Genomic DNA, 26617 nt, shown 5'->3' with positions numbered 1-26617 from the left:
TTTGTTATCTTTAAGAGTATGGAAAGAAATATCATTTTTATGATCGGATTTGTTCTGGCAGCTTTTCAAATCAGTTGTAAGGACAACAAGATAACACCGGGTAGTGATGCCTCATTTATAAAAAAAGAGAATGTTCTGTATGATGAAAACAGGAATCCGGAACTTACCATGGATCTGTATATTCCGGAAGAGCACTCTCATAAAGACAGAGATGTATTTATAATCATCCATGGCGGTGGCTGGCGTGGCGGCAATAAGTCTGAGCTGACATTTTTCACACTGTCCATGATGCAGAAATTTCCGCATTCAGTTTTTGCCAATATCAATTACAGGCTTGCCTCAACATCAAGGTATGCATTGCCTAATCAGATTGAAGATATCAGAAGTGCGATGCACTACCTGGAGAAGACATTGAAGTTCCAGCCAAGGTTGATCCTTCTTGGAAACAGTGCGGGAGGCCATCTTTCCATGCTGTATGCCTACAAGTTTGATCGCAATAAAAAAGTAAAAGCAGTTATCAATATTGTCGGCCCTGCTGATCTGTCTGATCCGGGTTTTAAACGCTATGATGATTATTCCTTTCTTAAAAGCCATCTTGTGGATCCAAAATATACCTCTGCATCACAGATGATATTTGCCAGTCCTATAGCATGGATCAACAATCATTCTGCTCCTACCCTTTCCTATTACGGAATCAACGACCAGGTAGTTCCTGTTACGCAAAAATCCATCCTGGATTCTGCTCTTAGCAAAAATAAAGTTCTCCATGAGTCCTATGAATTTACCGGAGGCCACTCGGATTGGTACCAGAATGAGAATGGAAAATTCCTAATCGGGAAGATAGAGGATTTTTTGAAGAAACTTTAAGTTAGATTCATACTAAATATTACCAGGCAGAACAGAATCTTATAAAAGAAAACCATCACTTTTGGCGATGGTTTATAAGTTTGACTCTATTTTCCGGTCAATAATATTACTTATTCCGATTTCACAATCTCCGTACGCTCGGAAATCCCATTGGCGTTGAATGCTTCAATCTGGAAATAATAGGCATCGGTACGGTCAGCACCGGTAAAGAAATATTCATTTTTTCCGTACACCATGATGCTTCCATACATTTTATCCGGGGATTTGCCCCAATAGATTACATAGCCGTCTGCATCAGGATTTTGCTGCCATTTCATCCAGATGCTTCTCCGCTCTCCGTATTTTTTCGGGTCTGCCCGGAGAGGAACAAAATTATGTACTTTAGCCGGAACTGCACCAGATCCTTTTCCAAAAACCCTGAATCCGCTTAATGCAAATTTTCCGGTTGGCATTTTCAGGTTTTCCATTTTCAGGTACCGGGCCTGTACTGGCTTTTCGAGCTCTACATAATCATGCGGGATATCTTTTGTATTTTTGCTTTTATCCACAATGACCTTCCATTTTCTTCCGTCATCGGAACCGTAGATTTTATACTGATGCATCTTTCCAAATGTCTTGCCCATAAATTCTGCATCCTGATCAGCATAGTTAATCTGAATCGCATTGATGGTGGAAATTTCTCCCAAATCCGTCTGAAACCATTCCCCTTTATCACCCGTTTTTGCACTCCAGTAGGTTTTTATATCTTCATCCACAGCATAATTGGGTTGGTAGCCTCCTAAAGTAGATGATACCTGCACCGGCTTATTGTAGTTCAATAACATCCAACCTGCAAATAATCCTTTAGAAAAATCCTTTCCTTGAGCATATTGCGGCAGGAAAGTAGGATAATCGCCGTAGGCCGTATTGCAATACATCACATCATCCTTGTCGAATCCTGCCGGCCAGATGCCCAGCCTTCTTTCAAAATTATTTTTCGTAGATATAAAAATGGTTGAAATATGCCACCAGTTTTTATAGTTGTCCTCAAAGGTGGCTCCATGCCCCGCTCCTCTGGCAAAACCTCCGGGTTTATAGGAAAACGGATTGTGCTGCTGATATTCAAATCCCTCCAGAGGATTCTTGCTGACATACACCCCATCCGAATAGCCGCTGAATTCGGTAGCGGGGGCACCATACTGCATATAGTATTTGCCGTTGTGTTTCGTCATCCATGCTCCCTCTACAAATGGCTGCAGGAATACATTGTCGTTATATTCCCCGAATCTTTCCCATCCATGGTCTTCAGGTTTTAATTTCACGATGGGTTTTACAAAACCTTCAGACTGCAAAGTTTTTACTTTCACTTCTGTTCCTAACAAAGGCCATTCATTACTGGATCCCCAATACAGATACAGCTTGTTTTTATCTTCGTCATAATGGAAAGCAGGATCCCAGGCTCCTACTTTTAAAGTATCAACAGCGATTTTCCAATCGTCTTTGGTAGGATTCGTACTTTTCCAGATCGGGAAATCCTGTTCCCAGGTAGAACCGAAAACATATAAAGTATCCTTCATTTTCCACACCGCGGGAGCATTAAGGTCGTGGATGTATTTATTATCCCTCAGGAATTTCCTTTTTACGAATTTCCAGTCCAGCATATCATCACTGTACCAGTAGCCTTCCTGATTGGTAGAAAACAGGAAGAGTTTACTTTTAAAATTGACAATCACCGGATCTGCAGTAGCCCGATGTTTTCCCTGTTTTGAAAATACTTCGAAAGGAGTGTAACCATAATCGATATTGATGGGGTTACAAAATGTTTTTTGCTGGGCACTAATAAACATGCTTAACAAAACCATTAAAGAAAAAAAGTATTTATACATCCTCATTGTTTTACGTTGAACACAAATTTAGACAACTTTTTTCGGTTTTTTCCATATAAATCCATCCAACAAATAATGGGTAAGCTGAGGAACAGCAAGTAAAGGAACCAAAAATGGGAAAAGATATCCCAAAGAAATCAATCCGAAAGAAATGTGTTCTTTCCAGACCAGCACTTCCCAAAGAAGTTCTTCGAAAAAAGCACATCCTATGATAATTAGGATAAAGAGAATAATCCCAAAAGATCTTTTAAATAGAGAAAGCCTGTGGGTTCGTGGAATTTCTTTCTGATATATTTCCCTTATATAGATTAAAGCAATGTAAGGTACTCCATGCGAGATTACATTAAGAAGAGTGAATATCACATCACTATTAAAATATATGATACCAAAATACCAGGACAGATAAGTTCCTGTAATTAAAGCTATTTTAGGAATATTCCAACAGCCTTTATTGATACTGCTCTTAACAGTTGTAAATATCCATAAGAGTAAAATGCTATTGTATAGGCCTGTAAAATAGGGCAGGACTCCTGATAAATTTTTAAACCAATGGAATTCATTTGAAACGAACCAGTTGAATGCTCTGGGAGTGCTAAACCAATATAACATTGGATAGATGGTTGCCGCATAGACAGCTATACCATCTATTTTTTTGTTCCAGCCTGCCGGTTCAAACCGGGCATAGATCCGCATAAAACCATATTGCTGTCTGATGAAATGAAATACGGCAATTAATGCAAGGCCCGACCAGAATATAAGGCTCCCGAACTGATAAAGCAATATCCCCAATAGCCAGCTCAATAACGGCATTCCCCAATACAAAAGCCTTCTTCTCCGAACCTCTTCTTTATTGAAATACGTTTTAAACAAGGTAGAATACACATGCGCAACATCTACAAATACAATTAGTAAAAGCCAGGTATAAAATGAATAGTAACTTTCAAGCTCCTGAATTGATTTCTGGAAGAGAAAAATAACCAGCAATATAAGGAAAGGTGGTGAAAGAATCATCCAGCTATCCGTTTTAGCATTATGGATCCAGGGTTGTTTCATAGCATTTCCTGGGCTGCTCGGAGGCCCTGGTAGAAAGATTCTTCAAAAATAGAAATTCCGGAGAGATCACTGTGGGCAAAAAATACTTTTCCTTCCAAAGGTTTCCTTGCCTCACGGGTATGAGTACCAAAAATCTGACCGGGAACAGGGGCAATCATCGCGTGACCTATTTTGTGAAACTGCATTTCGATAACAAATTTCTCAATCTCCGGATGGGCTTTTTTAAGGTCTTCCAATACAAGATTTTTCAGCTCTGCATCCTTCATAGAATACAATTTTTTCCTTGCTTTCCTACAATCCGCTGTGGAAAAACTTCTGTAATAAGTAATGACTTTTCCTCCCATAATCTGTTCCACACTTTGGTGCTGATCATAAATATACCCTAATCCCTCTGAACCATAAATCACATTATCCCAGGCCAATTCATTATCACCTCCGAATTCATTTTTCAGTATAATTGTTGTCAATAACCATGGAACATAATGGAAAGAGGGGTTCTGCTTCTTATTTAGGATCCTGCTATTTACAAACTGAGGTGTTGCCATCAGTACTTTTTCAGCCACAATTTTTTTTGTTTTTTGCTGAGTGCTGTCAAAACTCAAAACCTCAACAGAACCTTCGTTTATTTTTATATCATAAACTAAATGCCCAATTAAATGTTTTCCCTTTGTATAGCGTGATAAATGTTCTGCAAGCCTGGCATTTCCTTCAGGCCAGGTAAAAACCTGTTCTTTGTACCCTTTACTCCAGTTATTCTTTCGCCCTGCAAAATAATGTATTCCAGCCCAGGCTGAAACATAATCAATCCCTAAACCGTAATCATCCCTACATGAGTAATCAAGCAGCCAAAGCAATTCTTCTGACTTGAAGCCTTCATTTTCCAGATAATCCCTAAAGTAAATTGTTTCGAGCTTCATCGGATCGGGTTCTTTTGACGAATCTTCCAGTGGAATAGCGAACCAATATTTACCTTCAGCATCTTTTTTGGTCCGGTAGTTATCCATCATGCTGAAAAAACGATTGATCTCATTTTTTACAGCCTGAGAAAGTCCAGATTGCGGTACAAGATCATTCTGCCAAATATTTTTGTAAAAAAGCCTTTCCTGCTGTGGAAAAGTCATCTGGTATTCATCTAATACCGGCTCACCCTGGTCATCATCACTCTGATAAATTCCACATTCTTTCAGGAATTGAATGATTTCTGTATTTTCTTTATTAGGCAAAGGAAGATAGTGGGCACCTAACGGGAATTTTGAATATTCGTTTTGTCCATTGGAAGAATTACCTCCTAAATGATTTTCCATTTCCAAAAGCATGTATTCATCCTGGCCGTTCTGATGAAAAAACCTGCATGCTGAAAGTCCTGATATGCCACCTCCTACGATAAGATAACGAATATAGATTTCTTCTGACACTGCCGGAAAATCTTTAGCCCAAAGCCGATGTCCCAAAATATGATTGGTTCCAGTGATTTTTAATAATAGTGATTTTGCCTTTGTACTGCAATACTGCAGAAAAGGAAGCATAAGACTGCCAAAGAAAATGATCCTCAGAAAGCTTTTCCTACTGTACTTTACCCCATTCTTCATCAAAATAACGTACTAATATCTGATTATCTAAACGATTGACTTCTATATCATCAGCTTTCATATCTTTGGTGAAGTATGTCCATTGATGAAAGTTATAATCATAAAATTTAAGATTAGGAAGCTTCCTATATAACTTTTGGTTTAAAGGCTTAAATGATGCTAATGTAAATCCCCATTCACCGAATGAAGGAACATAGGTATGATAGGCATCAGTAAAAGGAAATACCTGATGAACCGTTTTTTCAATGCACCAGAAAGATTTTGGTGCAAAGTAGGGAGAAGTGGTCTGTATAACAATTTTGGTATCCGGAGTGGTCAGTTTTTCAAGTTCTTTGTAAAACTGTTGTGAGTAAAGTTTTCCCAAGCTATAATTGGAAGGATCCGGAAAATCTATTATGATCACATCCCATTTCTGCTTGTTCTCCTTCACCCAGATATAAGCATCTTTATTAATGATAGCCACTTTTGGATCTGATAATGAATTCTGATTCAGCCTTCGCATCGTTTCATTATTTTTAAAAAAACTTGTCATTTGCTCATCCAGATCCACCAGCGTGATATGTCTTACATCTCTGTATTTTAAAAGTTCGCGAACGGCAAATCCGTCACCTCCACCCAGAACCAGAATATTGCGAATGTTTCGGGCCATAGATAATGCAGGATGCACCAACGCTTCGTGATATCTGTATTCATCAGTAGATGAAAATTGCAGATTATTATTCAGGTAAAGCCTGAATTCTCTGTTGTTCCGGGTCAGAACAATTCTCTGATACGGGGAACTTTTCGTAAATATTATATTCTCACCATACAGCTTTTCCTCTGAATAAGATAAAAGTCTATCTGAAAAAATGAACAATACAAGCAATAAAAGGAAAGCGCCAATGGCTTTAAATTTTAAGGAAACCGGACTAGAAAGTTCTCTCTTCAGATAAAAACATAAAAATATAGCAATAGAAATATTGATTAGCCCAAAAAACAAAGGTGTTTTTACAATTCCCAGATGAGGAATGAGCACCAAAGGAAACAGGATCGAGGCCAGCAATGCTCCGATATAATCGAAAGCGAAAACGTTGGATACCAAGTCTTTAAACTGCACCCTATCTTTGAGAATATTCATAAGAAGCGGGATTTCTACTCCTACCAGACATCCCGTACAAAAAACAAATAGGTATAAGACTCCTTCAAAATGAGAAAGTGTATTGAAAAGAATAAATAAAACCACAGCACTGATCCCACCAACAATACCTACCAGGATTTCAATCTCCACAAATTTATCAATAAGATTTCCCTTAATGTATTTGGAAAGATAAGAGCCCACGCCCATTGAGAAGAGATATACTCCAATTATGAATGAAAACTGTTTCACGGAATCTCCTAGCAGATAACTTGCCAATGCACCGGCCACCAATTCATAAATAAGACCGCAGGTAGCAATCACAAATACGGAAAACAGCAGTAATAATTCCAAAGGAATCCTGTTCTTATCCATGAATAGCAGCACTTATAATGATGGAAATACCTATGATGAACGCACCGAAAATAATGGCCAAGGCCACATTTTTATTGTGCGCAATCTCATACCATGTTTTTTCCGGAGTCAGTTTTTCAATAATAAAATAACACACCAGCAGTATGGCAATTCCTAAAAAGGAATATAGTACTGAGTTGATAATAGGTAAAAAATAAATTTGCTCCATAACTATTTATTTGTGATAATATCTTGATCCATAAAAGCCAGCCCTGGAAGAATGGCCTCTAACTGTACCGTCACGGTAATGTTCTGTTTTAGCACAGTCGCATAATTGATTCCCACTAAATGTGAGATATACGAACAAGCTTAGGAAAAAGGCTCCTATAGTACATAACAGCCAGTTCTCTTTGATGTATTGAGCTATCTTTTTCATTATTATGATTCTGGATATGGTGAATTAGAGCTGTTTTTCCATTTATATTTTTCAAATGTTCTTCTTCCGAAAAAACATATAATGACAAATGTTACAATAAGCATGAGCACGATTCCGAAATTCCAAAAAGAAACAGGAAGCCATTTTGCAGTAACCTTTACAGAACGATTCGTATCATTTACAGAGCTTGTAGAAATCAAATTGGCATTAAGCAATGAGTCAATATTTTTTTTATAAAAAGTTTCATGAGTGAGTTTGCCTATAGTTGAAGAAGAATCTTTAGCTAAAATATCAGCATTTGAAAAAGTCATCTTTTCCAGGGAATTATTATCTGTAACTGTAATAATTCCATATTCATTCCTTCTTAAAGACAATTTATTATCTGATGTCGTAAAGCCTGCAGGCAAAGACGACTCGATAGGTTCTTGCCTTTCTGCCGAAATCAGGAAATGGTATCTTCCCGGTGCTATGCCACAGAAATTAAACTCTTCGTTTTTACCACCTTCACTCCAGCTTTCACCATCTTCATATCCGTGATATTCTTCGATATCTTTAGATGTATAGATGATTTCATTGTTTCCTTCGTTTACTAGGCTCAATCCCACACTTGCCCATGAATTATCAACTTCAGAAAAAAGATATACTTTAAGAGGTGCAGAACCCCCTTTCAGGTGAAAAGTTTTACTGACCAATTCTTTCTCTTTTACATCCTTAAAACTGATGTTCTGTTCAAATATTATTTCATTCGACCTGGTAGCCACCACATAAAACTGGATAAAACAAATGAACAGGGCAAAAAACGCAAAAATATTAATGCACTGCCTGAAATTGATATAGAACGGCTGAACTATTCCTATTCCAGAATAATTGGGAAGTGAAGAGATTTTAAATGCTTTTTTTACCCGAAATCTTGAAATATGCTTTCCGGAAAAAAATTCATTGCTGCTTCCCGATTGTTCATGAGAAATCATATTTACCCCATTCACATATTCTTTATAAGTAGCAATCGCAAAATAAAGCCGCTGATCAAATATTCCGGCAGCTGCGTGAATATGGCATTGCGTGGTTTCGTACCATCTATATTTGCGGCCGGACCATTCAGCTATTTTTCTGCTGCTATCTTTTTTGATCTCTGTAAGTTGAATCGGGTGAAGGAATACCCAATGCCCATCACTTTCACTCAGAAAGGCATCTTTTCCTTCACGGTCTTTTAAATAGTATTCACGCCAATAAACGTTTAATCCATATTTACGGATAATTATTCCGGTAACTATATATTCTACTCCATCCATAGCTCCTTTCTGGCCTATTTCCAATACCACCGCCATAATAGGTTTTGTCACTACTTTGGTAGGAATATTTTTTTGTATATCAATAATATTGGAGCATGACCTACAGATGTATTCCACTGCATCAAAGGTAACCTCATACCTGTTTTCTGTTTTGCAGACAGGGCAGATGTAATGCATATTATCTGTAAATTTTATGTTTATGAATGGTTACTCCATTAAAATATGCCGTCACCAGATCGGCAATCCTTTCTACTTTTTCAGTATTATCCTGAATATAATTACAGAGAAAAACATCAAATGTAAGCTGCTTAAACTCAGGCCATGTATGAATACATAAATGAGATTCCTTGAGGCAAACTGCTGATGTGAAGCTTTTATTGTCAAAAATGTGATTGGTTATACCTACGATCTCCGCTCCGTTTTCCGGTACTAATTTACGGATGAATTCGAGGAAGCTGTTGCTGTCTAATAACAATTCTTCTGACTCTGTTTCCAAGGTCAGAAGAATATGTAATCCTTTGCTTGATAATGATTTCAAAGAAATATTTTTCGCAAATATATTATTTTTTCGGCAGGAATACCTCGGCCAGCATGCATCTTGCGCTGCCTCCTCCGTTCACTTCAATGGTATGTAAATCTGCATAAATGATTTCACAGTATTTTTCAATCGCTGAAACCTGATCCGGGCTTAAGGACCTGTAGGCAGTTTCGCTCATAACAAGAAATTTTTGTCCATCCGTATTTTGTACCTGAAGCATATTTCCGGCAAACTGGTGCATCTGGTCTTCTGAGATTTCGATGATTTCCTTCCCTGAATTTTTAATGGTTTCTGAAACTTTAGCCCTTTCCATTTCATCATCGATACAATCCAGGCAGATCACCACAAACCGGTCTGCGACACACATCATTACGTTGGTATGATAAATCGGTAGCCTTTCGGAGCCTACCGTCTGATAAGAATGGAATACCACCGGCGTAAAGCCATATTTCGCACAGAATTCCCTGAAGAGGGCTTCATCAAGCCTCAGGGAAACAGAGCCATAGGCAATTTTATGGTCATGATCAAAAATCATACTTCCGGTTCCTTCCAGATAATGCCCCTGGATTTCAGGGAAAGACCAATCATCGATTTCAGTCACCTGGAATCCCTGGCTTTTAATGCTTTCGATAATGTCTTCTCGCCTTTCCACTCTTCTGTTGGTTGCGAACATCGGATACAGGACAACTTTTCCGTCCCGGTGGAAACTTACCCAGTTATTTGGAAAGATGGAATCGGGCGTATGGGGATCTGCCGTATCCTGTATGGCAATTACATTGATTCCCTTGTTCCTGAGCTTTTCAGCAAAAGTCCTGAATTCAGCCAATGCCTTTTCCTGGATATCCAATTCTTTCTGCTCTACCTGAAAATAGTTATTTTCTGCCGTTTCCGCATTGAAACCGAAGGCAATCGGTTCTATCATGAGTACAGTATCTGTTGTCTGCATTTTTTTGATTTAAAAATTGAAAAATTGAGAGATTAAAAGATTGACTCTCGTTTTATTACATCACTCTCTCACCAATGGCATCGTGGAACATCTCAGTAATCCCCCCATTTTTGAAATCTCACGGTAAGGGATTTCTTCCACAGTCATTCCCCATTCGTTTCTGAGGTAGTCATTCATTCGGGTAAAAGACTGATCGGAAACCACTACATCAGGCGCGATGGAAAAGATATTCGGAAACATCTCAAACATCTCTTCATCATTAATATGGAAGCAGTTTTCTTCACCGAAGATATCAATGATCAAACGGTAATCGCTTTCATCCACAAATCCGTTTTTATAAATGATGCATTTGTCCTCTCCTACCGGATTAAATGTACAGTCCAGATGTAAAATGCCCTCATAAGGGATCTTATCATTCTTCTTAAGTTCAAGGTCAATAATCCTTTTCTTGGGAAAGTATTCTTTCAGGATTTCGATGGCATATTCGTTGGTTCTTGCCGTTTTATAGCTTCGGTAATCTTCACTGAAGCAGGTACCGATAAAAAGGAAATCATCCCATACAATGACGTCACCACCCTCGATGTGAGCCGTTTCCGGAAGGTTGATGATTTTCCTCCAGGCCACTTTTTCAAAAACTTTCTGGTAAGCATCCTGCTCATCTGCCCGGTCTGCAATCACATTGGAGATAATCATCTTATCATCAATCACAAATGCCACATCCCTTGCAAATACCTGATTGTAGTTTTCTATAATACTCGGGCGCAATACTTCAACACCATATTTTTTGAGTACAGCCTCAAAAGCATTCATTTCGCTGATGATATCCTGTTCTTTGGGATATATATTATTTTGGATGGAATAGTAGGATTTAGCATCATAGCTTTCGTCCAGACCAGGGACTGGTCCCATTGAATTGGGCTGACCTAAAACAACAGATTTCAGCCTCCCCGTTTCATTTTTTATATTCAGTTTCATAAAGATTTTATGCAAAATACAAATATAAGTAAAGGGCCGAACCCACAAAACTTTTGTATTTTACCGGCATTTCAATGATTTATCCTGTAAAATATATCTACATAGTTTTTACTTCGGCGAATTCTTCAATAAGTATTGTTTTCCCCTTCCATATCAGGAGTTTCCAGATATTTTTAATAATAATCTTCATAGCATAAAATAAAAAAAATTTCATATTGATTATTTTCATATATTAGTGATATAGTTCAAAGAGAATTATTTTTTCATTAACATCAAAACCAAAAGCTATGAACAGAAAAAACCAAGTGCTTAAAAATGCACAGAAATTAGACAGAACACATCAGAAATCCATTTTAGGTGGTGTAGCAGCAGCACCGGGAAGACGTTGCTGCGAATATGATGACGCAACAGGGCAATGTACGGTCTGGACTTGTACGAAATGTTATTGTCCTTAAATAAAATTTTAGCAAAAAAAAGAAGGCTGTCCGTTGGGCAGCCTTTCTTGTATATGATAAGAATATTATCTGTTAGCAATATCGATGTAATCTCTTTTCTGAGACCCCTGATATACCTGTCTCGGTCTTCCGATAGGATCTCCTTTCAGCCTCATTTCTTTCCATTGGGCAATCCATCCCGGTAATCTTCCTAATGCAAACATTACGGTAAACATTTCTGTAGGGATTCCCAATGCTCTGTAGATAATTCCGGAATAGAAGTCTACGTTAGGATATAGTTTTCTTTCAACGAAGTATTCGTCTTCAAGCGCAACTTTTTCTAATTGCATTGCAATATCCAGAGCTTTGTCCTGGATACCCAGCGCATTCAGAATATCATCTGCCGCTTTTTTGATGATTTTTGCTCTAGGATCGAAGTTCTTGTATACTCTGTGACCAAAGCCCATCAGACGGAAGCTGTCATTTTTATCTTTTGCTTTAGCAACCCATTTGTTAACATCGCCACCATCTTTCTCAATCAGCTCAAGCATTTCAATCACAGCCTGGTTGGCACCACCGTGAAGTGGTCCCCAAAGCGCAGAAACCCCTGAAGCGATGGAAGCAAAAAGACCTGTGTGGGCAGAACCTACCATTCTTACTGTTGAAGTAGAACAGTTCTGTTCGTGATCTGCATGAAGGATCAACAGTTTATCCAATGCGTCCACAACAACCGGATTCACTTCAAACTCCTGGTTAGGAAGCCTGAAAGCCATTTTGTAGAAGTTCTCCACATAGTTCAGGCTGTTATCTCCGTGATTAAGAGGCAATCCCTGAGTTTTTCTGTATGTCCATGCACACAGGTGAGCAAACTTGGCAATCAATAGTTCGGCAGCATGATCCATTTCCTCTTTAGAGTTTACATTTACCGCTTTAGGGTTAAAAGCAGTCAATGCAGAAGTCATGGAAGAAAGAACTCCCATAGGGTGTGCAGAGCGTGGGAAAGCATCAATAATCTTCTTCATTTCCTCTGCAACCGAATTATATTTTTTGATATTGTTTTCAAAAGCAGTGTACTGATCCTTGGTTGGCAATTCACCTTGGAGTAACAGGTACATTACTTCTGTAAAGTTAGATTTTTCAGCAATCTGCTCAATAGGATATCCTCTGTAAAACAGCTCTCCCTGATCTCCGTCTAAATAAGTGATTTCGCTGATGGTGGCTCCGGTGTTCTTATATCCCAGATCCAATGTGATCAGACCGGTTTGGTCTCTTAATTTTGAAATATCAATTCCTCTGTCCCCGATAGTACTATCCACGATGGGATATTCATATGAATTACCAGCGTAATTCAATATTACTTTGTTGTCTGACATTATTTATTTTTTTTCTAAATATACTACTTATTACAAAATACGGCAAACAAAAAATTTCGCTTGCCGTCATTTATAAATTCGATCTGTTTATCTTTTGATTTTAAAAGCATCCAGTCCGGGGAACACTGCTGTTTCACCTAAAGCCTCTTCAATTCTCAGCAATTGGTTGTATTTCGCCATCCTGTCTGATCTCGAAGCAGATCCTGTTTTGATCTGTCCGCAGTTCATTGCAACCGCAAGGTCTGCAATGGTTGAATCTTCCGTTTCACCGGATCTGTGGGACATTACGGAAGTGAACTTGTTGTGCTGAGCCATCTGTACGGCAGCCATTGTTTCAGAAAGGGACCCGATCTGGTTTACCTTAACCAAAATGGAGTTTGCAATTCCTTCGTTTACTCCTCTTGACAATCTTTCCACATTGGTTACGAATAAATCGTCACCTACAAGCTGTACTCGGTCACCGATCTTATCTGTCAGCATTTTCCACCCTTCCCAATCGTTTTCCTGCATACCGTCTTCAATAGAAATGATCGGGTATTTTGCAGCCAGTTCAGCTAAATAAGAAACCTGTTCGCTGCTTGAGAATTGTGCTGCATCCGCGGTCTGGAATTTTCTGTAGTCATAGATTCCGTCTTTATAGAATTCGGAAGCGGCACAGTCAAGAGCTAACATAATATCGTCTCCCGGCTTGTATCCTGCTTTCTCGATCGCCTGAAGCAAAGTATCCAAAGCATCTTCTGTTCCTGAGAATGTTGGTGCAAATCCACCTTCATCACCTACTGCGGTAGATAAACCTCTTGAGTGAAGAATGGATTTAAGGTTGTGGAAGATCTCAGTCCCTTTTCTCAGTGCATGAGAGAAGGAATCTGCTTTTACCGGCATGATCATGAATTCCTGGAATGCGATTGGCGCATCTGAGTGGGATCCTCCGTTGATGACATTCATCATAGGAACCGGCAGTGTATTGGCATTTACTCCTCCTACATATTTGTATAATGGCATTCTAAGCTCAGTTGCAGCAGCTTTAGCAGCAGCTAATGATACTCCAAGAATTGCATTAGCTCCAAGGTTTCCTTTGTTCTTGGATCCGTCCAGGTCGATCATGATCTGGTCAAGAAGATTCTGATCAAAAACAGGAAGGCCTACCAATTCAGGAGCAATGATTTCTCTTACATTTTCTACAGCTTTAGAAACCCCTTTTCCCATCCATTCCGAACCGCCGTCACGCAGTTCTACCGCTTCATGTTCTCCGGTAGATGCTCCGGAAGGTACTGCAGCACGACCCATCGCACCGCTTTCTGTGAATACATCTACTTCTATTGTAGGATTTCCTCTTGAATCCAAAATTTGTCTCGCTTCTATGTAAGAAATGTAACTCATTGTTCTATTTTTTATAGTTCGGACAAATTTAGTGAATTTTTAAATTTTCGGGTTATTTCAGGGCCTATTTATGGAATATTGTAAGTTAAATTTTAGTTAATTTTAAAATAGATGTACTTATGAGTATAAGTAAAAGTACTAAACATTATGTATATTCTGCATCTGATCCTGGAATTGTACCATGTGAAATTTCGTACAGGGCTGATCCAATATAATATTGTTCCGCATTAATGTATTACAGACTGCCTATCATTATTGTAAACCTGTACTTATGAAAGCGATAGAGTCTTATCCGGATAACATTTAGATTTAGCTATGCTTCCATTGTTTTGTTTTCAGATTTTACTAAATTTAATAAAAATTCCCGGACATTAATTATTCACTTTAATAATAGATAACATGAAAAAAAGATTAACCGTAGCTGCTGCTGCCATAGCATTAGTATTAACCAGTTGCAAAAAGAATGAAAGCGGTAATAAGAGCATCATTAAAGAAGACAGCTCAACGACCGTCATTACGGATAACAATGGTAAAATAGATTCTGCCACAGTGAGTTCTTCAACCCTGGAAGTTGACGGCAAAAAAGATGAAAAAACCAATTTTGTATATAAAGCGACTGATGGAACGCTTGTAAAGGTAGTATTTGAAAATAATCCTAAGGAAAGTACGGTAGCCATCACCAGCAATAAAAAAACATTTACCCTAAAGAAGACTGAAACGAAAGGCGATGAGACCATATACAAAAAGGATGACATGACCGCCAGGGTAAAAGGAGACAGCCTTCATCTGGAACAGGGAAATAATATCATTGAGCTGAAGAAAACAAAAATATAAATGTCCATGGATCAGACAGCATACTAAAACAAAAACCATCCGCAATACGGATGGTTTTTTATATCTGAAAAGAATATTATTATTCTTCAGTCTTCTCTTCTGTAGAATCAGCAGCTTCAGCCGTTGGCTCAGCAGCTTTTTCTTCTACTACAGGAGCTTCAGCAGCTACAGTTTCTTTTTTAGCTGTAGATGATCTTCTGCTTCTTCTTGTTGTCTTCTTCTCTTCCGCATTAGGATTGTAAAGCTCATTGAAGTCTACCAGCTCAATAAGGGCAGTATCCGCAGCATCACCAGGTCTGAAACCAGTTTTGATGATCCTTGTATATCCACCGTTTCTTTCAGCGATTTTAGGAGCTACTGATCTGAATAGTTCAGTAACAGCCTCTTTATTCTGAAGATATGAAAAAACAATTCTTCTGTTGTGTGTAGTATCTTCTTTTGCTTTTGTTAATAGGGGCTCAACATATACTCTTAAAGCTTTTGCTTTAGCTACAGTAGTGTTGATTCTTTTATGCTCAATTAGAGAACAAGCCATATTAGAAAGTAAAGCACTTCTGTGAGAAGCCGTTCTTCCTAAGTGATTGAATTTTTTACCGTGTCTCATTATTAATTATTTATCAGCGTCTAACTTATATTTTGCAACGTCGAAACCGAAGTTTAGACCTTTTGAATGCACTAATTCTTCTAGTTCTGTCAAAGATTTTTTACCAAAATTTCTGAATTTCATCAAATCAGACTTACTGTAAGAAACCAGTTCTCCAAGAGTTTCTACTTCTGCAGCCTTCAGGCAGTTCAGGGCTCTTACGGAAAGATCCATGTCTGCGAGTTTAGACTTAAGAAGCTGTCTTGTGTGAAGTGTTTCTTCATCGTACTGGATGGATGCTTTTACGGCTTCGGTTTCAAGCGTGATTCTCTCATCGGAGAACAGCATGAAGTGATAAATTAATATCTTGGAAGCTTCAGTCAAAGCATTCTGAGGACTGATGGAACCATCAGTTTCGATATCTAATACAAGTTTTTCGTAGTCTGTTTTTTGCTCTACACGATAATTTTCAATGCTGTACTGTACTTTCTTGATAGGCGTGAAAATAGAGTCAATAGCGATGGTACCTACCGGCGCGTTATTTGACTTATTCTGTTCTGAAGGAACATACCCTCTTCCTTGTTCTATATTGAAAGTAATTTCGAAAGTTACATCACTGTTTAGGTTACAAATCACTAAATCCGGGTTAAGCACCTCAAATCCGTTGATTGACTTCCCTAAATCTCCAGCAGTAATAACCGTCTGACCTGAAACCTTAGCAACTACCTGCTCGTTGGCCTGGCTTTCTGCTGCAGCTTTTAATCTTACCTGCTTAAGGTTAAGAATAATTTCGGTAACGTCTTCGATTACTCCTGGAATAGTTGAAAATTCGTGCTCTACACCTTCTATTTTGATAGATGAAATAGCATATCCTTCCAGAGAAGAAAGCAACACTCTTCTCAAAGCATTACCGATTGTAAGCCCGAAACCTGGTTCTAAAGGTCTGAATTCGAATTGACCTTTAAATTCATCAGAGTTAAGTAAAATTACTTTATCGGGTTTTATGAATTGTAAAATTGCCATATTATTGGGTTGAGCAAAAATTTGATTAAAAAATTATTTAGAGTAAAGTTCGACGATAAGCTGTTCCTTGATATCCTCCGGAATCTGGATTCTTTCAGGAGCAGAAACGAAGGTACCTTCCTTCTTCTCATCGTTGAATTGTAACCACTCATAATTTGACTTGGAAGCTAATGAATTCACAACCACTTCAAGAGACTTGGATTTTTCTCTTACTGCGATTACGTCACCTGCTTTAACCAAATAAGAAGGGATGTTCAGAATCTCACCGTTTACAGTAATGTGTCTGTGAGAAACCAATTGTCTTGCAGCAGATCTTGTTTTAGCAAAACCGAATCTGTACACTACATTGTCTAATCTGGATTCGCAAAGCTGCAAAAGAACTTCACCGGTAACCCCTTTGCTTCTGTGTGCTTTTTCAAACAGGTTAGCAAATTGTCTTTCCAGGATCCCGTATGTATATTTAGCCTTTTGCTTTTCAGCTAACTGAACTGCGTATTCAGATTTCTTAGCACCTCTTCTTTTGTTAGGACCGTGTTGTCCCGGTGGTTGGTTTTTTCTTTTTTCGAAGTTTTTGTCGTCTCCGTAGATTGCAGCACCAAACTTTCTCGCAATCTTAGTCTTAGGACCAATATATCTTGCCATAATGGATAAATTCTAAAAATTAAACTCTTCTTCTTTTTGGTGGTCTACATCCATTGTGCGGCATAGGCGTCACATCAATGATTTCGCTAACTTCAATTCCTGAATTGTGGATTGATCTGATTGCAGATTCTCTACCTGCACCCGGACCTTTCACAAACACCTTTACTCTTCTTAAACCAGCTTCGTGAGCTACAGCAGAGCAATTTTCAGCTGCCATTTGAGCAGCAAATGGAGTATTCTTTTTAGAACCTCTGAAACCCATTTTACCGGCAGAAGCCCAAGAGATAACCTCTCCGTTTTTATTTGTTAAAGAAATGATGATGTTATTGAAAGAAGCCTGAATATGCGCTTCACCAATAGCTTCAACTTTTACTTTTCTTTTTTTAACTACTTTAGTTTGTTTTGCCATAATTCCTAACGATTATTTACTAGCTTTTTTCTTGTTAGCAACAGTTTTTCTCTTTCCTTTTCGGGTTCTAGAGTTGTTTTTCGTTCTCTGGCCTCTTAAAGGTAATCCTAGTCTGTGACGTATTCCTCGTTGGCATCCTATGTCCATCAATCGCTTGATGTTCAATTGCACTTCAGATCTTAATTCTCCTTCTACTTTGATGTTTTCAGAGATATAAGTTCTGATGGCAGCCAATTCATCGTCATTCCATTCGTTGACTTTCTTGTCTTCGCTGATACCGGCAGCTTTAAGGATTTCAGAAGAAGTACTTCTTCCTACTCCGTAGATGTAAGTTAAACCGATAACACCTCTTTTGTTTTTTGGTAAATCAATACCTGCAATTCTCGCCATAATTTAATGTTAGCCTTGTCTTTGTTTAAATTTTGGGTTCTTCTTGTTGATTACAAACAATACACCTTTTCTGCGTACGATTTTGCAATCAGCACTTCTTTTTTTAATTGATGCTCTAACTTTCATTTGATCGTATTTATTTTTCAATAATAGCCAAATGGAACAACATTCCATTTGGCAATCATTTAGTATCTGAATGTGATTCTCCCTTTGGATAAATCGTAAGGAGACATTTCTAGTTTCACCTTATCACCAGGTAAAAGTTTAATATAATGCATTCTCATTTTACCGGAAATATGAGCAATAAGTACATGCCCATTCTCCAGCTCTACACGGAACTGGGCGTTGGAAAGTGCTTCCGTAATAACGCCGTCTTGTTCAATATGTTTTTGTTTCGCCATAAATTAATATCCAGTGGTTCTTGACAATTTAGACTGCATTAGGCCATCATAGTGATGGTTCAGCAGATAAGTGTTAATCTGTTGAACGGTATCTAAAATTACGCCCACCATAATTAACAGTGATGTACCACCGAAAAATAGGGCAAAGGCGTCTGTCTGAACAAAGCTTCCATGTACAATTGCTGGAAGGACTGCAAAGATAGACAAAAATATTGCACCCGGCAAGGTAATTTTTGATAAAATGTCATCTAAATAGTCAGCGGTCTCTTTACCGGGTCTTACCTTCGGTACCAAACCTCCGTTTCTCTTCAGATCATCAGCCATCTGGTTTACCGGGATGGTAATCGCAGTATAGAAGAATGAAAAGATAATAATCAATAGCGCAAACAGCACATTGTACTGCCAGCTGAAAACATTTTTGAAACCTGCAAGAAAAGTATTGGACTCGTCCACTTTGGTTAATAACCCCGGTACGAACATCAATGCCTGGGCAAAGATGATCGGCATAACTCCGGCAGCGTTTACTTTGAGTGGAATCCACTGTCTTGCTCCCTGCATAAGATTTCTGTTAACACCTCCTCTTGCTTGAGCTCTGCTTACATACTGGATCGGAATCTTCCTTACGGCCACGGATAGTACCACAGCCAAAAGAACCACAATCATCCAGAATAATACTTCAATAAGGATCATGATAGATCCCATTCCTCCTTTTCCGTTCTGAACCGCCATCTCCTGTACAAATGCTTCCGGAAGCCTGGACAAGATTCCTACCATAATCAGGATGGAAATACCATTCCCGATTCCTTTGTCGGTAATCTTTTCACCAAGCCACATGGCAAATACTGAACCGCCCACCAGGATTACAATACTTGGCAGCCAGAACATAATGGAAGTTGGCTCTACATAATATGCAGACTGGAACTGAGTATACGGTAAGAATAATTGAGTAATAGAAGTTAAGTAAGAAGGGGCCTGTACGAGACAAACTCCGATTGTTAACCATCTTGTTATCTGATTCAATGTATTTCTACCTGACTCTCCATCTTTCTGAAGCTTCTGAAGATAGGGAATAGCCATCCCCATCAACTGAACAATAATAGAAGCAGAAATATAAGGCATGATCCCTAACGCCATTACGGAAGCATGGCTGAAAGCTCCCCCCGTAAACGACGAAAGCAAGCCAAGGAGACCTGCTCCTTGCTTGTTACCGCCCTGACTTTTATAATGCTCTAAGAGATCTCCCACTTCTGCAAGGTTAATTGCAGGAAGGGAGATATAAGATGCGAATCTATACACAAGGATAATCCCCAGAGTAAAGAGAATTTTCTCTCTTAATTCTTTAAGACTCCAAATATTTTTAAGTGTTTGTATAAATTCTTTCATTAGTAATAATTATAAGGTAATTGCTTTTCCACCTGCCTTAGTGATAAGCTCTTCAGCAGATTTAGTGAATTTGTCAGCAGAAATTGAAACCGCAGATTTCAATTCTCCTCTCCCCATAATTTTCACTAATTCATTTTTAGAAGCCAATCCGTTTTCTATCAAAACTTCTTTCGTGATGTCACCTGTAATAGATTTGTTCTCGATTAAAGTCTGGATAGAATCCAGGTTGATGGCTCTGAATTCTTTTCTGTTTACGTTTTTGAAACCGAATTTAGGTAATCTTCTCTGTAAAGGCATCTGACCACCTTCGAAACCGATCTTCTGAGAATAACCGGCTCTTGATTTTTGTCCTTTGTGACCTTTTGTAGAAGTACCTCCTTTTCCACTACCTTGTCCTCTACCAATTCTTTTTGAATTGAAAGTTGATCCTGCAGCTGGCTTTATGTTATTTAAATTCATTTTTTTATTGATTTAAAGATTAAATAATTTAAAGATTAAAAAAATTCCGGCTAATATAGAAAGAAAATTTCAATCTTTTAATCTTTCAATTTTTTAATTATTTCTGAACTTCAAGTAAATGACTAACTGCAGCTATCATTCCTAGGATAGAAGGAGTAGCTTCATGTTCTACAACTTGGTGAAGTTTCTTAAATCCTAATGCTTCAAGCGTTCTCTTTTGGGTTTTTGTTCTTCCAATAGCGCTTCTTACTTGCTTTACTTTGATTGTTGCCATTGTTTTATATATTAACCGTTAAACACTTTAGTTAGGGAAACTCCTCTCATTCTTGCGATTTCTTCAGGTCTTCTGATATCCAATAACGCTTTGAAAGTAGCTTTCACCACGTTGTGAGGGTTAGAAGATCCTTTAGATTTTGAAAGGATATCGTGGATACCGGCAGACTCCAATACCGCTCTTACCGCACCACCGGCGATAAGCCCTGTACCGTGAGAAGCAGGTCTAAGGAAGATATCCGCACCACCGTATCTTGCTGTAGTCTGGTGAGGGATGGTATGGTTCATTACAGGAACTTTCACAAGGTTTTTCTTTGCATCTTCAACAGCCTTAGCGATTGCAGAAGCTACCTCTTTAGATTTTCCTAATCCGTAACCGATAACCCCTTCTTCGTTTCCTACTACAACGATAGCAGAAAATCCGAAAGCTCTACCTCCTTTGGTTACTTTTGTTACTCTGTTAACAGCTACGAGACGATCTTTAAGTTCTAATCCTCCCGGTTTTACTCTTTCTATATTATCTAGTCCTAACATATTTTCCGAAATTTAATGATTAGAATTTAAGTCCACCTTCTCTCGCACCGTCAGCAAGAGCCTTAACTCTTCCATGGTATACGAATCCGTTTCTGTCGAATACAATATTTTCAATTCCTGCAGCAAGGGCTTTGGCAGCGATAGCCTTACCTACAGCAGCAGAAACGTCACTTTTAGTACCGTTAGCTTCTACTCCTTTCTCTCTGGAAGAAGCTGAAACTAAAGTTTTACCACTTTTATCGTCGATTAACTGAGCGTAAATTTCCTTATTACTTTTGTATACAGATAATCTTGGCAATTCAGAAGAACCGGAGATTTTTCCTCTTACTCTTCTTTTGATTCTTATTCTTTTTTCTACTTTACTTAATGCCATAATACTTATAATTTATTAAGCAGATTTACCAGCTTTACGTCTAACATTTTCACCAACGAATCTTACACCTTTTCCTTTGTACGGTTCAGGCTTTCTGAATGATCTGATTTTCGCAGCTACCATTCCAAGAAGTTGCTTATCGTAAGACGTTAAAGTAATAATTGGATTTTTACCTTTTTCAGTCAATGTATCTACTTTTACTTCACCTGGAAGTTCCAGTACGATACCGTGAGAGAATCCTAAAGCCAACTCAAGTTTTTGTCCTGAGTGAGAAGCTCTGTATCCTACCCCTACTAGTTCCAGTTTCTTTTCGAAACCTTCTGATACACCAACAATCATGTTGTTGATCAACGCTCTGTATAAACCGTGAAGCGCTTTGTGTTGCTTAGACTCAGATGGTCTGTTCACTGTAAGTTCACCATCTTTCTGTTCTAAAGTAATTCCTGCAGTAAGCTCCTGAGAAAGTTCTCCTTTAGGGCCTTTAGCTGTTACTACACCGTTGTTTTCAGTGATGGTAACTCCTGCTGGAATTGTTATAATTGCTTTACCAATTCTTGACATTTTCCTGTGATTAAAAATTAATAAACATAGCAGATTACTTCACCGCCTACTTTTTCTTCTCTGGCTTTCTTATCAGTCATTACTCCTTTAGAAGTAGAGATGATAGCTACACCTAAACCGTTCAGTACTCTTGGAAGTTCCGTAGAACCTTTGTACTGTCTCAAACCTGGTCTTGAAGCTCTCTGAATAGACTTAATTGCAGGCTTGCTGGTTTGTTTGTCGTACTTTAAAGCGATTTTGATCGTTCCCTGAACAGCGCTATCCTCAAACTTATAGTTTAAGATATACCCCTGATCAAATAAGATCTTAGTAATCTCCTTTTTGATTTTCGATGCAGGAATTTCCACCACTTTGTGGCCTGCGCTTTGTGCGTTCCTTACTCTTGTTAGGAAATCTGAAATTGGATCTGTTACCATTTTTCTTTTTTAAATTATTGGTTGAAGACAATCAGTTTTGCAAAGACTTGAAGAGTAAAATATCAGACTTCAGAATGTCTTAGGTCTGATATTTTTATCTTTAGTATCTGAACAACTTAATTGTCCGGATTATTGTGTGATTACCAACTGGCTTTTTTAACTCCCGGGATCAATCCGTTGTTGGCCATTTCTCTGAATGTTACTCTGGAAATACCAAACGTTCTCATGTATCCTCTTGGTCTACCTGTCAGTTTACATCTGTTGTGTAATCTTACAGGAGAAGCATTTTTAGGTAACTTCTGAAGGGCTTCATAATCACCAGCTTCTTTTAAAGCTTTTCTTTTGTCAGCGTACTTAGCAACAAGTGCTTCTCTTTTGCGCTCACGCGCTTTCATTGATTCTTTAGCCATTCTTAGTTCTTTTTAAATGGTAAACCGAAATGAGTTAATAATGCTTTAGCTTCTTTATCTGTTTTCGCAGTAGTAACGAAAGTGATGTCCATCCCCTGGATTTTTTTCACTTTGTCAATTACGATCTCAGGGAAGATGATCTGCTCAGTGATCCCTAAGTTATAGTTTCCTCTACCATCGAAACCGTCAGCTTTGATACCAGAGAAATCTCTGATTCGCGGCAATGCAGAAGAAGTAAGTCTGTCTAAGAATTCATACATTCTGTTGGCTCTTAAAGTAACTTTAGCACCTACAGGCATCCCTTTTCTTAATTTGAATGCAGCCTCATCTTTCTTAGAGATGGTACCAACTGCCTTCTGACCAGTGATGTTTGTTAATTCTTCTACAGCATAATCAATAATTTTCTTATCTGCAGTAGCATCACCTAAACCTTGTGACACAACGATCTTCTCTAACTTAGGCACTTGCATTACTGACTTGTACCCAAATTCTTCCATCATTGCAGGAACAATGGTTTCTTTGTATGCTTTCTTGGGTCTTGCTATATATTCCATGTGTTCTTAAAAATTATAAAGTTTCACCCGTTTTCTTATTGATTCTTGCCTTCTTATCTCCTTCGATTTTGTAACCTACTTTGATAGCTTTTCCGTCTTTACCAACTAAAGCTACGTTTGAGATATGAATAGAAGCTTCTCTTTCAACGATTCCTCCTTGAGGGTTAGAAGCTGAAGGCTTAACGTGTTTTTTAACGATGTTAAGTCCTGCCACAACAACTCTTGGGTCTTTTCCTTCTTTTTTGATCACTTCAATAACTTCACCAGTCTTACCTTTGATTTCTTTTCTACCGGTAGTAATGATTACGTTATCTCCTCTTTTTATTTTTAACTTTGACATTTTCTTTAAAAATTTTAAAATTAAAGTACTTCAGGAGCTAATGAAATGATTTTCATATATTCTTTGTCTCTCAACTCACGGGCAACCGGTCCGAAAACACGGGTTCCTCTCATTTCTCCTGCTGCGTTTAGCAATACACAAGCGTTATCGTCGAATTTGATGTATGAACCATCTTTTCTTCTTACTGCTTTTTTAGTTCTTACTACGACAGCTTTAGATACCTGACCTTTTTTAGCGTTTCCGGATGGTGTAGAATCCTTGATCGTAACTACGATTTTATCACCAACTGAAGCATATCTTCTTCTGGTTCCTCCCAGAACTCTGATCACCAATACTTCTTTAGCACCTGTGTTATCAGCAACTTTTAATCTTGATTCTGTTTGTAACATTACTTAGCTTTTTCAATGATTCTTACTAATCTCCATCTCTTGTTCTTGCTCAAAGGTCTGGTTTCCTGGATCAGAACCGTATCTCCTTCGTTGCACTCGTTGTTCTCATCGTGTGCGGTATATTTTTTCGTTTTCAAAACGAATTTACCGTACATCGGGTGTTTCATTCTCATCGTTTCACTAACAACAATGGTCTTTTCCATTTTATTGCTGGAAACCACTCCGATTCTTTCTTTTCTTAAATTTCTATCCATTGTAAAATGAAATTATTGTTTGTTAGTTAACTCTGTATTTAGTCTGGCGATTGTCTTTCTCAAATCTCTGATTTGAATCGGGTTTTCAACTGGGCTGATAGCGTGAGCCAATTTCAGTTTAGAATATTGAGCTTTTGCTTCAGTTAATTGAGCTTGAATATCACCCGCGCTTAAATTTTTAATATCAGCTTTTTTCATTGCATTCAAAGATTAAAGAGGTTTAACAAAATCGTTAGCAACTATGAATTTGGTAACTACCGGTAATTTCTGTGCTGCAAGTCTAAGGGCTTCTTTCGCTACTTCGTAAGGAACACCTCCCACTTCAAACATAATTTTACCTGGTTTCACTACAGCTACCCAATATTCAACGGCACCTTTACCTTTACCCATCCTTACTTCGGCTGGTTTCTTAGTAATCGGCTTATCCGGGAATATTTTAATCCACAGCTGTCCTTCTCTCTTCATATATCTTGTCGCAGCAATACGCGCAGCTTCAATTTGTCTTGCGGTAATCCAAGCACCTTCTGTAGCCTTGATCCCGAAAGTTCCATAAGCAAGTTGACTACCTCTCTGGGCATTCCCCTTCATCTTCATCTTATGAACTCTACGGAACTTGGTTCTTTTTGGTTGTAACATAATTTCTAAATTTTAGATTTTAGATTTTAGATTTTAGATTTTTTTTAATTTTAAAAAAGTAACGGTAATTTAAAATTCAAAATTTCTAATCTAAAATTTTAATTATTATTGTTATTGTTGTTATTCTTTCTAGGCCTTCTGTTATCTCTGTCTCCGCCTCTGTTTCTGTCTCCTGAAGGGCCTCCTTTCTTCTGCTGTCCCACTAATGGAGAAAGCTCTCTCTTACCATATACTTCGCCTTTCATGATCCATACCTTCACACCCAGTCTACCGTAAGTAGTGTGTGCTTCAGCCCAGTGATAATCGATATCAGCTCTGAAAGTAGACAATGGGATTCTTCCTTCTTTGAAAGATTCGCTTCTTGCCATTTCAGCTCCGTTCAATCTTCCGGAAATCTGAACTTTGATTCCTTCAGCGCCCATTCTCATGGTGCTTGCCATAGCCATCTTAACTGCTCTTCTGTAAGAAATCCTGTTTTCGATCTGCTTGGCGATGCTGTCCGCTACCAATACTGCATCAAGTTCAGGTCTTTTGATTTCGAAGATGTTGATCTGAATATCCTTACCTGTAAGTTTTTTCAGCTCTTCTTTCAGTTTATCAACTTCCTGGCCTCCTTTACCGATGATAAGTCCCGGTCTTGCAGTAGTAATGGTTACGGTTACTAATTTTAATGTTCTTTCAATATAAATTTTTGAAATACCACCTTTAGATAATCTTGCTTCAAGGTATCTTCTGATTTTGTAGTCTTCAGCGATTCTGTCTCCATAATCGTTTCCGCCAAACCAGTTAGAATCCCATCCTCTGATGATCCCTAATCTGTTACCAATTGGATTTGTCTTCTGTCCCATACCTTGATTAATTTTCTTTATTACCTAAGATTAATGTAACGTGGTTAGATCTCTTTCTGATTCTGTACCCTCTACCTTGCGGAGCCGGTCTCAGTCTCTTCAATTGTCTTGCACTATCCACGAATATTTCTTTTACGATAAGGTTGGCTTCCTCGATGTCTGCACCTTCGTTTTTAGTCTGCCAGTTGGCCATAGCAGAAAGAAGTAATTTTTCTAATTTGTTAGAAGCTTCTTTCTTAGAATATTTTAGGATATAAAGTGCTCTGTCTACCTGCTCACCTCTGATGATATCAGCAACGAGTCTCATTTTTCTAGGAGAAGACGGGCAGTTGTTTAATGAAGCTTTAACAACGTCTTTGTTAGCTTCTTTTCTTGCGATTGCGCTATCTTGTTTTCTTGATCCCATGATTATCTGCTTCCTTTGTTTTTGTTACCACCATGACCTCTGAAAGATCTTGTTGGAGAAAATTCGCCTAACTTGTGACCTACCATGTTTTCTGTAACATAAACAGGGATAAAAGATTTCCCGTTGTGCACAGCGATGGTTTGTCCTACGAAGTCCGGAGAGATCATCGATGCTCTAGACCAAGTTTTGATAACTGTCTTCTTACCAGACTCTATATTTGCCTGAACCTTCTTATCTAAAGTATGATGAATGAACGGTCCTTTTTTAAGTGATCTTGCCATAA

General features: G+C 38.3%; 38 protein-coding genes. 3 read left to right on the top strand and 35 right to left on the bottom strand.

The annotated features are described in order from the left end of the window. Positions 1–18: 18 nt before the first annotated feature. Positions 19–867: an alpha/beta hydrolase gene (locus QE404_RS18595; protein WP_307453068.1), complete on the top strand. Its 849-nt coding sequence runs from the start codon at positions 19–21 to the stop codon at positions 865–867. 110 nt (positions 868–977) lie between these two features. Here the strand turns inward: QE404_RS18595 and QE404_RS18590 are convergent, their stop codons facing one another. From QE404_RS18590 to QE404_RS18550, 9 genes are all read right to left on the bottom strand, one after another. Next, on the bottom strand, positions 978–2732 hold the full coding sequence (locus QE404_RS18590; protein ID WP_307453066.1) for a discoidin domain-containing protein: 1755 nt from the start codon (positions 2730–2732) through the stop codon (positions 978–980). A gap of 27 nt (positions 2733–2759) precedes the next feature. Then, positions 2760–3785 carry a hypothetical protein gene (locus QE404_RS18585; protein WP_307453062.1) on the bottom strand — a complete coding sequence of 342 codons (1026 nt, stop codon included), beginning with the start codon at positions 3783–3785 and terminating at the stop codon, positions 2760–2762. Next, positions 3782–5200 (bottom strand): NAD(P)-binding protein, encoded by a 1419-nt coding sequence (locus QE404_RS18580; RefSeq protein WP_307453060.1) that lies wholly within the window; start codon positions 5198–5200, stop codon positions 3782–3784. Before QE404_RS18580 ends, QE404_RS18585 begins: the two co-directional genes overlap by 4 nt. A gap of 148 nt (positions 5201–5348) precedes the next feature. Continuing rightward, the gene (locus QE404_RS18575; protein WP_307453058.1) at positions 5349–6863 is read right to left on the bottom strand and encodes a polyamine aminopropyltransferase; all 1515 of its coding nucleotides are present in this window, start codon (positions 6861–6863) and stop codon (positions 5349–5351) included. Beyond that, the gene (locus tag QE404_RS18570; RefSeq protein WP_307453056.1) at positions 6856–7071 is read right to left on the bottom strand and encodes a DUF350 domain-containing protein; all 216 of its coding nucleotides are present in this window, start codon (positions 7069–7071) and stop codon (positions 6856–6858) included. The genes QE404_RS18575 and QE404_RS18570 overlap by 8 nt, the downstream gene beginning before the upstream one ends. Positions 7072–7280: 209 nt before the next feature. Further along, positions 7281–8747: a DUF4178 domain-containing protein gene (locus tag QE404_RS18565; RefSeq protein WP_307453053.1), complete on the bottom strand. Its 1467-nt coding sequence runs from the start codon at positions 8745–8747 to the stop codon at positions 7281–7283. A gap of 1 nt (position 8748) precedes the next feature. Next, entirely contained in the window at positions 8749–9108 is a 360-nt protein-coding gene (locus QE404_RS18560) for an S-adenosylmethionine decarboxylase family protein (protein ID WP_307453052.1), read from the bottom strand. 22 nt (positions 9109–9130) lie between these two features. Beyond that, positions 9131–10054, bottom strand: coding sequence for a citrulline utilization hydrolase CtlX (ctlX, locus tag QE404_RS18555; protein WP_307453051.1), 924 nt, complete (start codon positions 10052–10054; stop codon positions 9131–9133). Between the two features lie 60 nt (positions 10055–10114). Continuing rightward, positions 10115–11029: a dimethylarginine dimethylaminohydrolase family protein gene (locus QE404_RS18550; protein ID WP_307453049.1), complete on the bottom strand. Its 915-nt coding sequence runs from the start codon at positions 11027–11029 to the stop codon at positions 10115–10117. Positions 11030–11316: 287 nt separating this feature from the next. Between QE404_RS18550 and QE404_RS18545 the strand changes: the two genes are divergently transcribed. Further along, entirely contained in the window at positions 11317–11484 is a 168-nt protein-coding gene (locus QE404_RS18545) for a hypothetical protein (RefSeq protein WP_307453047.1), read from the top strand. A 65-nt stretch (positions 11485–11549) separates the two neighbouring features. Here QE404_RS18545 and QE404_RS18540 read toward each other — a convergent pair whose 3' ends face one another. Together QE404_RS18540 and eno are read right to left on the bottom strand one after the other, a co-directional pair. Beyond that, positions 11550–12836: a citrate synthase gene (locus QE404_RS18540; protein WP_307453045.1), complete on the bottom strand. Its 1287-nt coding sequence runs from the start codon at positions 12834–12836 to the stop codon at positions 11550–11552. An 87-nt stretch (positions 12837–12923) separates the two neighbouring features. Further along, a complete protein-coding gene (gene eno / locus QE404_RS18535) occupies positions 12924–14216 on the bottom strand; it encodes a phosphopyruvate hydratase (RefSeq protein ID WP_307453044.1) in 1293 nt (430 codons plus the stop codon). A 399-nt stretch (positions 14217–14615) separates the two neighbouring features. On the opposite strand from eno, the gene QE404_RS18530 reads away from it, so the two are divergent. Further along, the gene (locus QE404_RS18530) at positions 14616–15050 is read left to right on the top strand and encodes a hypothetical protein (RefSeq protein ID WP_307453042.1); all 435 of its coding nucleotides are present in this window, start codon (positions 14616–14618) and stop codon (positions 15048–15050) included. Positions 15051–15129: 79 nt separating this feature from the next. On the opposite strand, the gene rplQ is transcribed toward QE404_RS18530, so the two are convergent. The 24 genes from rplQ to rpsS form a co-directional block, all read right to left on the bottom strand. Beyond that, positions 15130–15654, bottom strand: coding sequence for a 50S ribosomal protein L17 (rplQ, locus tag QE404_RS18525; RefSeq protein ID WP_307453040.1), 525 nt, complete (start codon positions 15652–15654; stop codon positions 15130–15132). 6 nt (positions 15655–15660) lie between these two features. Further along, positions 15661–16656 carry a DNA-directed RNA polymerase subunit alpha gene (locus QE404_RS18520; protein ID WP_307453038.1) on the bottom strand — a complete coding sequence of 332 codons (996 nt, stop codon included), beginning with the start codon at positions 16654–16656 and terminating at the stop codon, positions 15661–15663. Between the two features lie 33 nt (positions 16657–16689). Continuing rightward, positions 16690–17298 carry a 30S ribosomal protein S4 gene (gene rpsD / locus QE404_RS18515; protein ID WP_100076496.1) on the bottom strand — a complete coding sequence of 203 codons (609 nt, stop codon included), beginning with the start codon at positions 17296–17298 and terminating at the stop codon, positions 16690–16692. A 19-nt stretch (positions 17299–17317) separates the two neighbouring features. Beyond that, positions 17318–17707, bottom strand: coding sequence for a 30S ribosomal protein S11 (gene rpsK, locus QE404_RS18510; protein ID WP_002983263.1), 390 nt, complete (start codon positions 17705–17707; stop codon positions 17318–17320). 12 nt (positions 17708–17719) lie between these two features. Beyond that, positions 17720–18097 (bottom strand): 30S ribosomal protein S13, encoded by a 378-nt coding sequence (rpsM, locus tag QE404_RS18505; RefSeq protein ID WP_040993540.1) that lies wholly within the window; start codon positions 18095–18097, stop codon positions 17720–17722. A 9-nt stretch (positions 18098–18106) separates the two neighbouring features. Next, a complete protein-coding gene (rpmJ, locus tag QE404_RS18500; protein ID WP_007839480.1) occupies positions 18107–18223 on the bottom strand; it encodes a 50S ribosomal protein L36 in 117 nt (38 codons plus the stop codon). Between the two features lie 59 nt (positions 18224–18282). Beyond that, the gene (gene infA / locus QE404_RS18495; RefSeq protein ID WP_029297754.1) at positions 18283–18498 is read right to left on the bottom strand and encodes a translation initiation factor IF-1; all 216 of its coding nucleotides are present in this window, start codon (positions 18496–18498) and stop codon (positions 18283–18285) included. 3 nt (positions 18499–18501) lie between these two features. After that, the gene (gene secY / locus QE404_RS18490) at positions 18502–19881 is read right to left on the bottom strand and encodes a preprotein translocase subunit SecY (RefSeq protein ID WP_100076494.1); all 1380 of its coding nucleotides are present in this window, start codon (positions 19879–19881) and stop codon (positions 18502–18504) included. 9 nt (positions 19882–19890) lie between these two features. Next, a complete protein-coding gene (rplO, locus tag QE404_RS18485) occupies positions 19891–20340 on the bottom strand; it encodes a 50S ribosomal protein L15 (RefSeq protein WP_307453029.1) in 450 nt (149 codons plus the stop codon). Positions 20341–20437: 97 nt separating this feature from the next. Then, positions 20438–20614 carry a 50S ribosomal protein L30 gene (rpmD, locus tag QE404_RS18480; protein ID WP_007839493.1) on the bottom strand — a complete coding sequence of 59 codons (177 nt, stop codon included), beginning with the start codon at positions 20612–20614 and terminating at the stop codon, positions 20438–20440. 11 nt (positions 20615–20625) lie between these two features. Next, positions 20626–21147 carry a 30S ribosomal protein S5 gene (gene rpsE / locus QE404_RS18475; RefSeq protein ID WP_007839495.1) on the bottom strand — a complete coding sequence of 174 codons (522 nt, stop codon included), beginning with the start codon at positions 21145–21147 and terminating at the stop codon, positions 20626–20628. Between the two features lie 19 nt (positions 21148–21166). Beyond that, positions 21167–21520 carry a 50S ribosomal protein L18 gene (gene rplR, locus QE404_RS18470; protein WP_307453027.1) on the bottom strand — a complete coding sequence of 118 codons (354 nt, stop codon included), beginning with the start codon at positions 21518–21520 and terminating at the stop codon, positions 21167–21169. Between the two features lie 15 nt (positions 21521–21535). Next, a complete protein-coding gene (gene rplF / locus QE404_RS18465) occupies positions 21536–22081 on the bottom strand; it encodes a 50S ribosomal protein L6 (protein WP_307453026.1) in 546 nt (181 codons plus the stop codon). A 17-nt stretch (positions 22082–22098) separates the two neighbouring features. Further along, positions 22099–22497 (bottom strand): 30S ribosomal protein S8, encoded by a 399-nt coding sequence (rpsH, locus tag QE404_RS18460; protein WP_100076489.1) that lies wholly within the window; start codon positions 22495–22497, stop codon positions 22099–22101. A 140-nt stretch (positions 22498–22637) separates the two neighbouring features. After that, on the bottom strand, positions 22638–22907 hold the full coding sequence (gene rpsN / locus QE404_RS18455; RefSeq protein WP_007839501.1) for a 30S ribosomal protein S14: 270 nt from the start codon (positions 22905–22907) through the stop codon (positions 22638–22640). 2 nt (positions 22908–22909) lie between these two features. Continuing rightward, positions 22910–23461 (bottom strand): 50S ribosomal protein L5, encoded by a 552-nt coding sequence (rplE, locus tag QE404_RS18450; protein ID WP_307453023.1) that lies wholly within the window; start codon positions 23459–23461, stop codon positions 22910–22912. A gap of 13 nt (positions 23462–23474) precedes the next feature. Next, positions 23475–23801 carry a 50S ribosomal protein L24 gene (gene rplX, locus QE404_RS18445; RefSeq protein WP_307453020.1) on the bottom strand — a complete coding sequence of 109 codons (327 nt, stop codon included), beginning with the start codon at positions 23799–23801 and terminating at the stop codon, positions 23475–23477. 20 nt (positions 23802–23821) lie between these two features. Next, positions 23822–24190 (bottom strand): 50S ribosomal protein L14, encoded by a 369-nt coding sequence (gene rplN, locus QE404_RS18440; protein WP_002983226.1) that lies wholly within the window; start codon positions 24188–24190, stop codon positions 23822–23824. Next, positions 24190–24444 (bottom strand): 30S ribosomal protein S17, encoded by a 255-nt coding sequence (gene rpsQ / locus QE404_RS18435; protein WP_027381310.1) that lies wholly within the window; start codon positions 24442–24444, stop codon positions 24190–24192. Before rpsQ ends, rplN begins: the two co-directional genes overlap by 1 nt. Before the next feature lie 12 nt (positions 24445–24456). Next, positions 24457–24642, bottom strand: a complete 186-nt coding sequence (gene rpmC, locus QE404_RS18430) for a 50S ribosomal protein L29 (RefSeq protein WP_089793291.1) — start codon at positions 24640–24642, stop codon at positions 24457–24459. A 12-nt stretch (positions 24643–24654) separates the two neighbouring features. Further along, entirely contained in the window at positions 24655–25080 is a 426-nt protein-coding gene (gene rplP / locus QE404_RS18425; RefSeq protein WP_002983219.1) for a 50S ribosomal protein L16, read from the bottom strand. Between the two features lie 98 nt (positions 25081–25178). After that, entirely contained in the window at positions 25179–25928 is a 750-nt protein-coding gene (gene rpsC, locus QE404_RS18420; RefSeq protein ID WP_307453015.1) for a 30S ribosomal protein S3, read from the bottom strand. A 7-nt stretch (positions 25929–25935) separates the two neighbouring features. Then, positions 25936–26334 carry a 50S ribosomal protein L22 gene (gene rplV, locus QE404_RS18415; RefSeq protein ID WP_307453013.1) on the bottom strand — a complete coding sequence of 133 codons (399 nt, stop codon included), beginning with the start codon at positions 26332–26334 and terminating at the stop codon, positions 25936–25938. Positions 26335–26336: 2 nt separating this feature from the next. Beyond that, on the bottom strand, positions 26337–26615 hold the full coding sequence (rpsS, locus tag QE404_RS18410; protein ID WP_002983209.1) for a 30S ribosomal protein S19: 279 nt from the start codon (positions 26613–26615) through the stop codon (positions 26337–26339). Positions 26616–26617: the final 2 nt, after the last annotated feature.

Origin of the sequence: Chryseobacterium camelliae (assembly GCF_030818575.1) — a bacterium.
GTDB classification, from domain to species: Bacteria; Bacteroidota; Bacteroidia; order Flavobacteriales; family Weeksellaceae; genus Chryseobacterium; species Chryseobacterium camelliae_A.
This window is presented reverse-complemented; position numbering and strand designations above follow the sequence as displayed.

Coding starts and splice junctions, on each gene's coding strand:
- QE404_RS18595 (WP_307453068.1), top strand. CDS start 19: ATGGAAAGAAATATCATTTTTATGATCGGATTTGTTCTGGCAGCTTTT.
- QE404_RS18590 (WP_307453066.1), bottom strand. CDS start 2,732: ATGTATAAATACTTTTTTTCTTTAATGGTTTTGTTAAGCATGTTTATT.
- QE404_RS18585 (WP_307453062.1), bottom strand. CDS start 3,785: ATGAAACAACCCTGGATCCATAATGCTAAAACGGATAGCTGGATGATT.
- QE404_RS18575 (WP_307453058.1), bottom strand. CDS start 6,863: ATGGATAAGAACAGGATTCCTTTGGAATTATTACTGCTGTTTTCCGTA.
- QE404_RS18570 (WP_307453056.1), bottom strand. CDS start 7,071: ATGGAGCAAATTTATTTTTTACCTATTATCAACTCAGTACTATATTCC.
- QE404_RS18565 (WP_307453053.1), bottom strand. CDS start 8,747: ATGCATTACATCTGCCCTGTCTGCAAAACAGAAAACAGGTATGAGGTT.
- ctlX (WP_307453051.1), bottom strand. CDS start 10,054: ATGCAGACAACAGATACTGTACTCATGATAGAACCGATTGCCTTCGGT.
- QE404_RS18550 (WP_307453049.1), bottom strand. CDS start 11,029: ATGAAACTGAATATAAAAAATGAAACGGGGAGGCTGAAATCTGTTGTT.
- QE404_RS18545 (WP_307453047.1), top strand. CDS start 11,317: ATGAACAGAAAAAACCAAGTGCTTAAAAATGCACAGAAATTAGACAGA.
- QE404_RS18540 (WP_307453045.1), bottom strand. CDS start 12,836: ATGTCAGACAACAAAGTAATATTGAATTACGCTGGTAATTCATATGAA.
- eno (WP_307453044.1), bottom strand. CDS start 14,216: ATGAGTTACATTTCTTACATAGAAGCGAGACAAATTTTGGATTCAAGA.
- QE404_RS18530 (WP_307453042.1), top strand. CDS start 14,616: ATGAAAAAAAGATTAACCGTAGCTGCTGCTGCCATAGCATTAGTATTA.
- rplQ (WP_307453040.1), bottom strand. CDS start 15,654: ATGAGACACGGTAAAAAATTCAATCACTTAGGAAGAACGGCTTCTCAC.
- QE404_RS18520 (WP_307453038.1), bottom strand. CDS start 16,656: ATGGCAATTTTACAATTCATAAAACCCGATAAAGTAATTTTACTTAAC.
- rpsD (WP_100076496.1), bottom strand. CDS start 17,298: ATGGCAAGATATATTGGTCCTAAGACTAAGATTGCGAGAAAGTTTGGT.
- rpsK (WP_002983263.1), bottom strand. CDS start 17,707: ATGGCAAAACAAACTAAAGTAGTTAAAAAAAGAAAAGTAAAAGTTGAA.
- rpsM (WP_040993540.1), bottom strand. CDS start 18,097: ATGGCGAGAATTGCAGGTATTGATTTACCAAAAAACAAAAGAGGTGTT.
- rpmJ (WP_007839480.1), bottom strand. CDS start 18,223: ATGAAAGTTAGAGCATCAATTAAAAAAAGAAGTGCTGATTGCAAAATC.
- infA (WP_029297754.1), bottom strand. CDS start 18,498: ATGGCGAAACAAAAACATATTGAACAAGACGGCGTTATTACGGAAGCA.
- secY (WP_100076494.1), bottom strand. CDS start 19,881: ATGAAAGAATTTATACAAACACTTAAAAATATTTGGAGTCTTAAAGAA.
- rplO (WP_307453029.1), bottom strand. CDS start 20,340: ATGAATTTAAATAACATAAAGCCAGCTGCAGGATCAACTTTCAATTCA.
- rpmD (WP_007839493.1), bottom strand. CDS start 20,614: ATGGCAACAATCAAAGTAAAGCAAGTAAGAAGCGCTATTGGAAGAACA.
- rpsE (WP_007839495.1), bottom strand. CDS start 21,147: ATGTTAGGACTAGATAATATAGAAAGAGTAAAACCGGGAGGATTAGAA.
- rplR (WP_307453027.1), bottom strand. CDS start 21,520: ATGGCATTAAGTAAAGTAGAAAAAAGAATAAGAATCAAAAGAAGAGTA.
- rplF (WP_307453026.1), bottom strand. CDS start 22,081: ATGTCAAGAATTGGTAAAGCAATTATAACAATTCCAGCAGGAGTTACC.
- rpsH (WP_100076489.1), bottom strand. CDS start 22,497: ATGGTAACAGATCCAATTTCAGATTTCCTAACAAGAGTAAGGAACGCA.
- rpsN (WP_007839501.1), bottom strand. CDS start 22,907: ATGGCTAAAGAATCAATGAAAGCGCGTGAGCGCAAAAGAGAAGCACTT.
- rplE (WP_307453023.1), bottom strand. CDS start 23,461: ATGGAATATATAGCAAGACCCAAGAAAGCATACAAAGAAACCATTGTT.
- rplX (WP_307453020.1), bottom strand. CDS start 23,801: ATGTCAAAGTTAAAAATAAAAAGAGGAGATAACGTAATCATTACTACC.
- rplN (WP_002983226.1), bottom strand. CDS start 24,190: ATGTTACAAACAGAATCAAGATTAAAAGTTGCTGATAACACAGGTGCT.
- rpsQ (WP_027381310.1), bottom strand. CDS start 24,444: ATGGATAGAAATTTAAGAAAAGAAAGAATCGGAGTGGTTTCCAGCAAT.
- rpmC (WP_089793291.1), bottom strand. CDS start 24,642: ATGAAAAAAGCTGATATTAAAAATTTAAGCGCGGGTGATATTCAAGCT.
- rplP (WP_002983219.1), bottom strand. CDS start 25,080: ATGTTACAACCAAAAAGAACCAAGTTCCGTAGAGTTCATAAGATGAAG.
- rpsC (WP_307453015.1), bottom strand. CDS start 25,928: ATGGGACAGAAGACAAATCCAATTGGTAACAGATTAGGGATCATCAGA.
- rplV (WP_307453013.1), bottom strand. CDS start 26,334: ATGGGATCAAGAAAACAAGATAGCGCAATCGCAAGAAAAGAAGCTAAC.
- rpsS (WP_002983209.1), bottom strand. CDS start 26,615: ATGGCAAGATCACTTAAAAAAGGACCGTTCATTCATCATACTTTAGAT.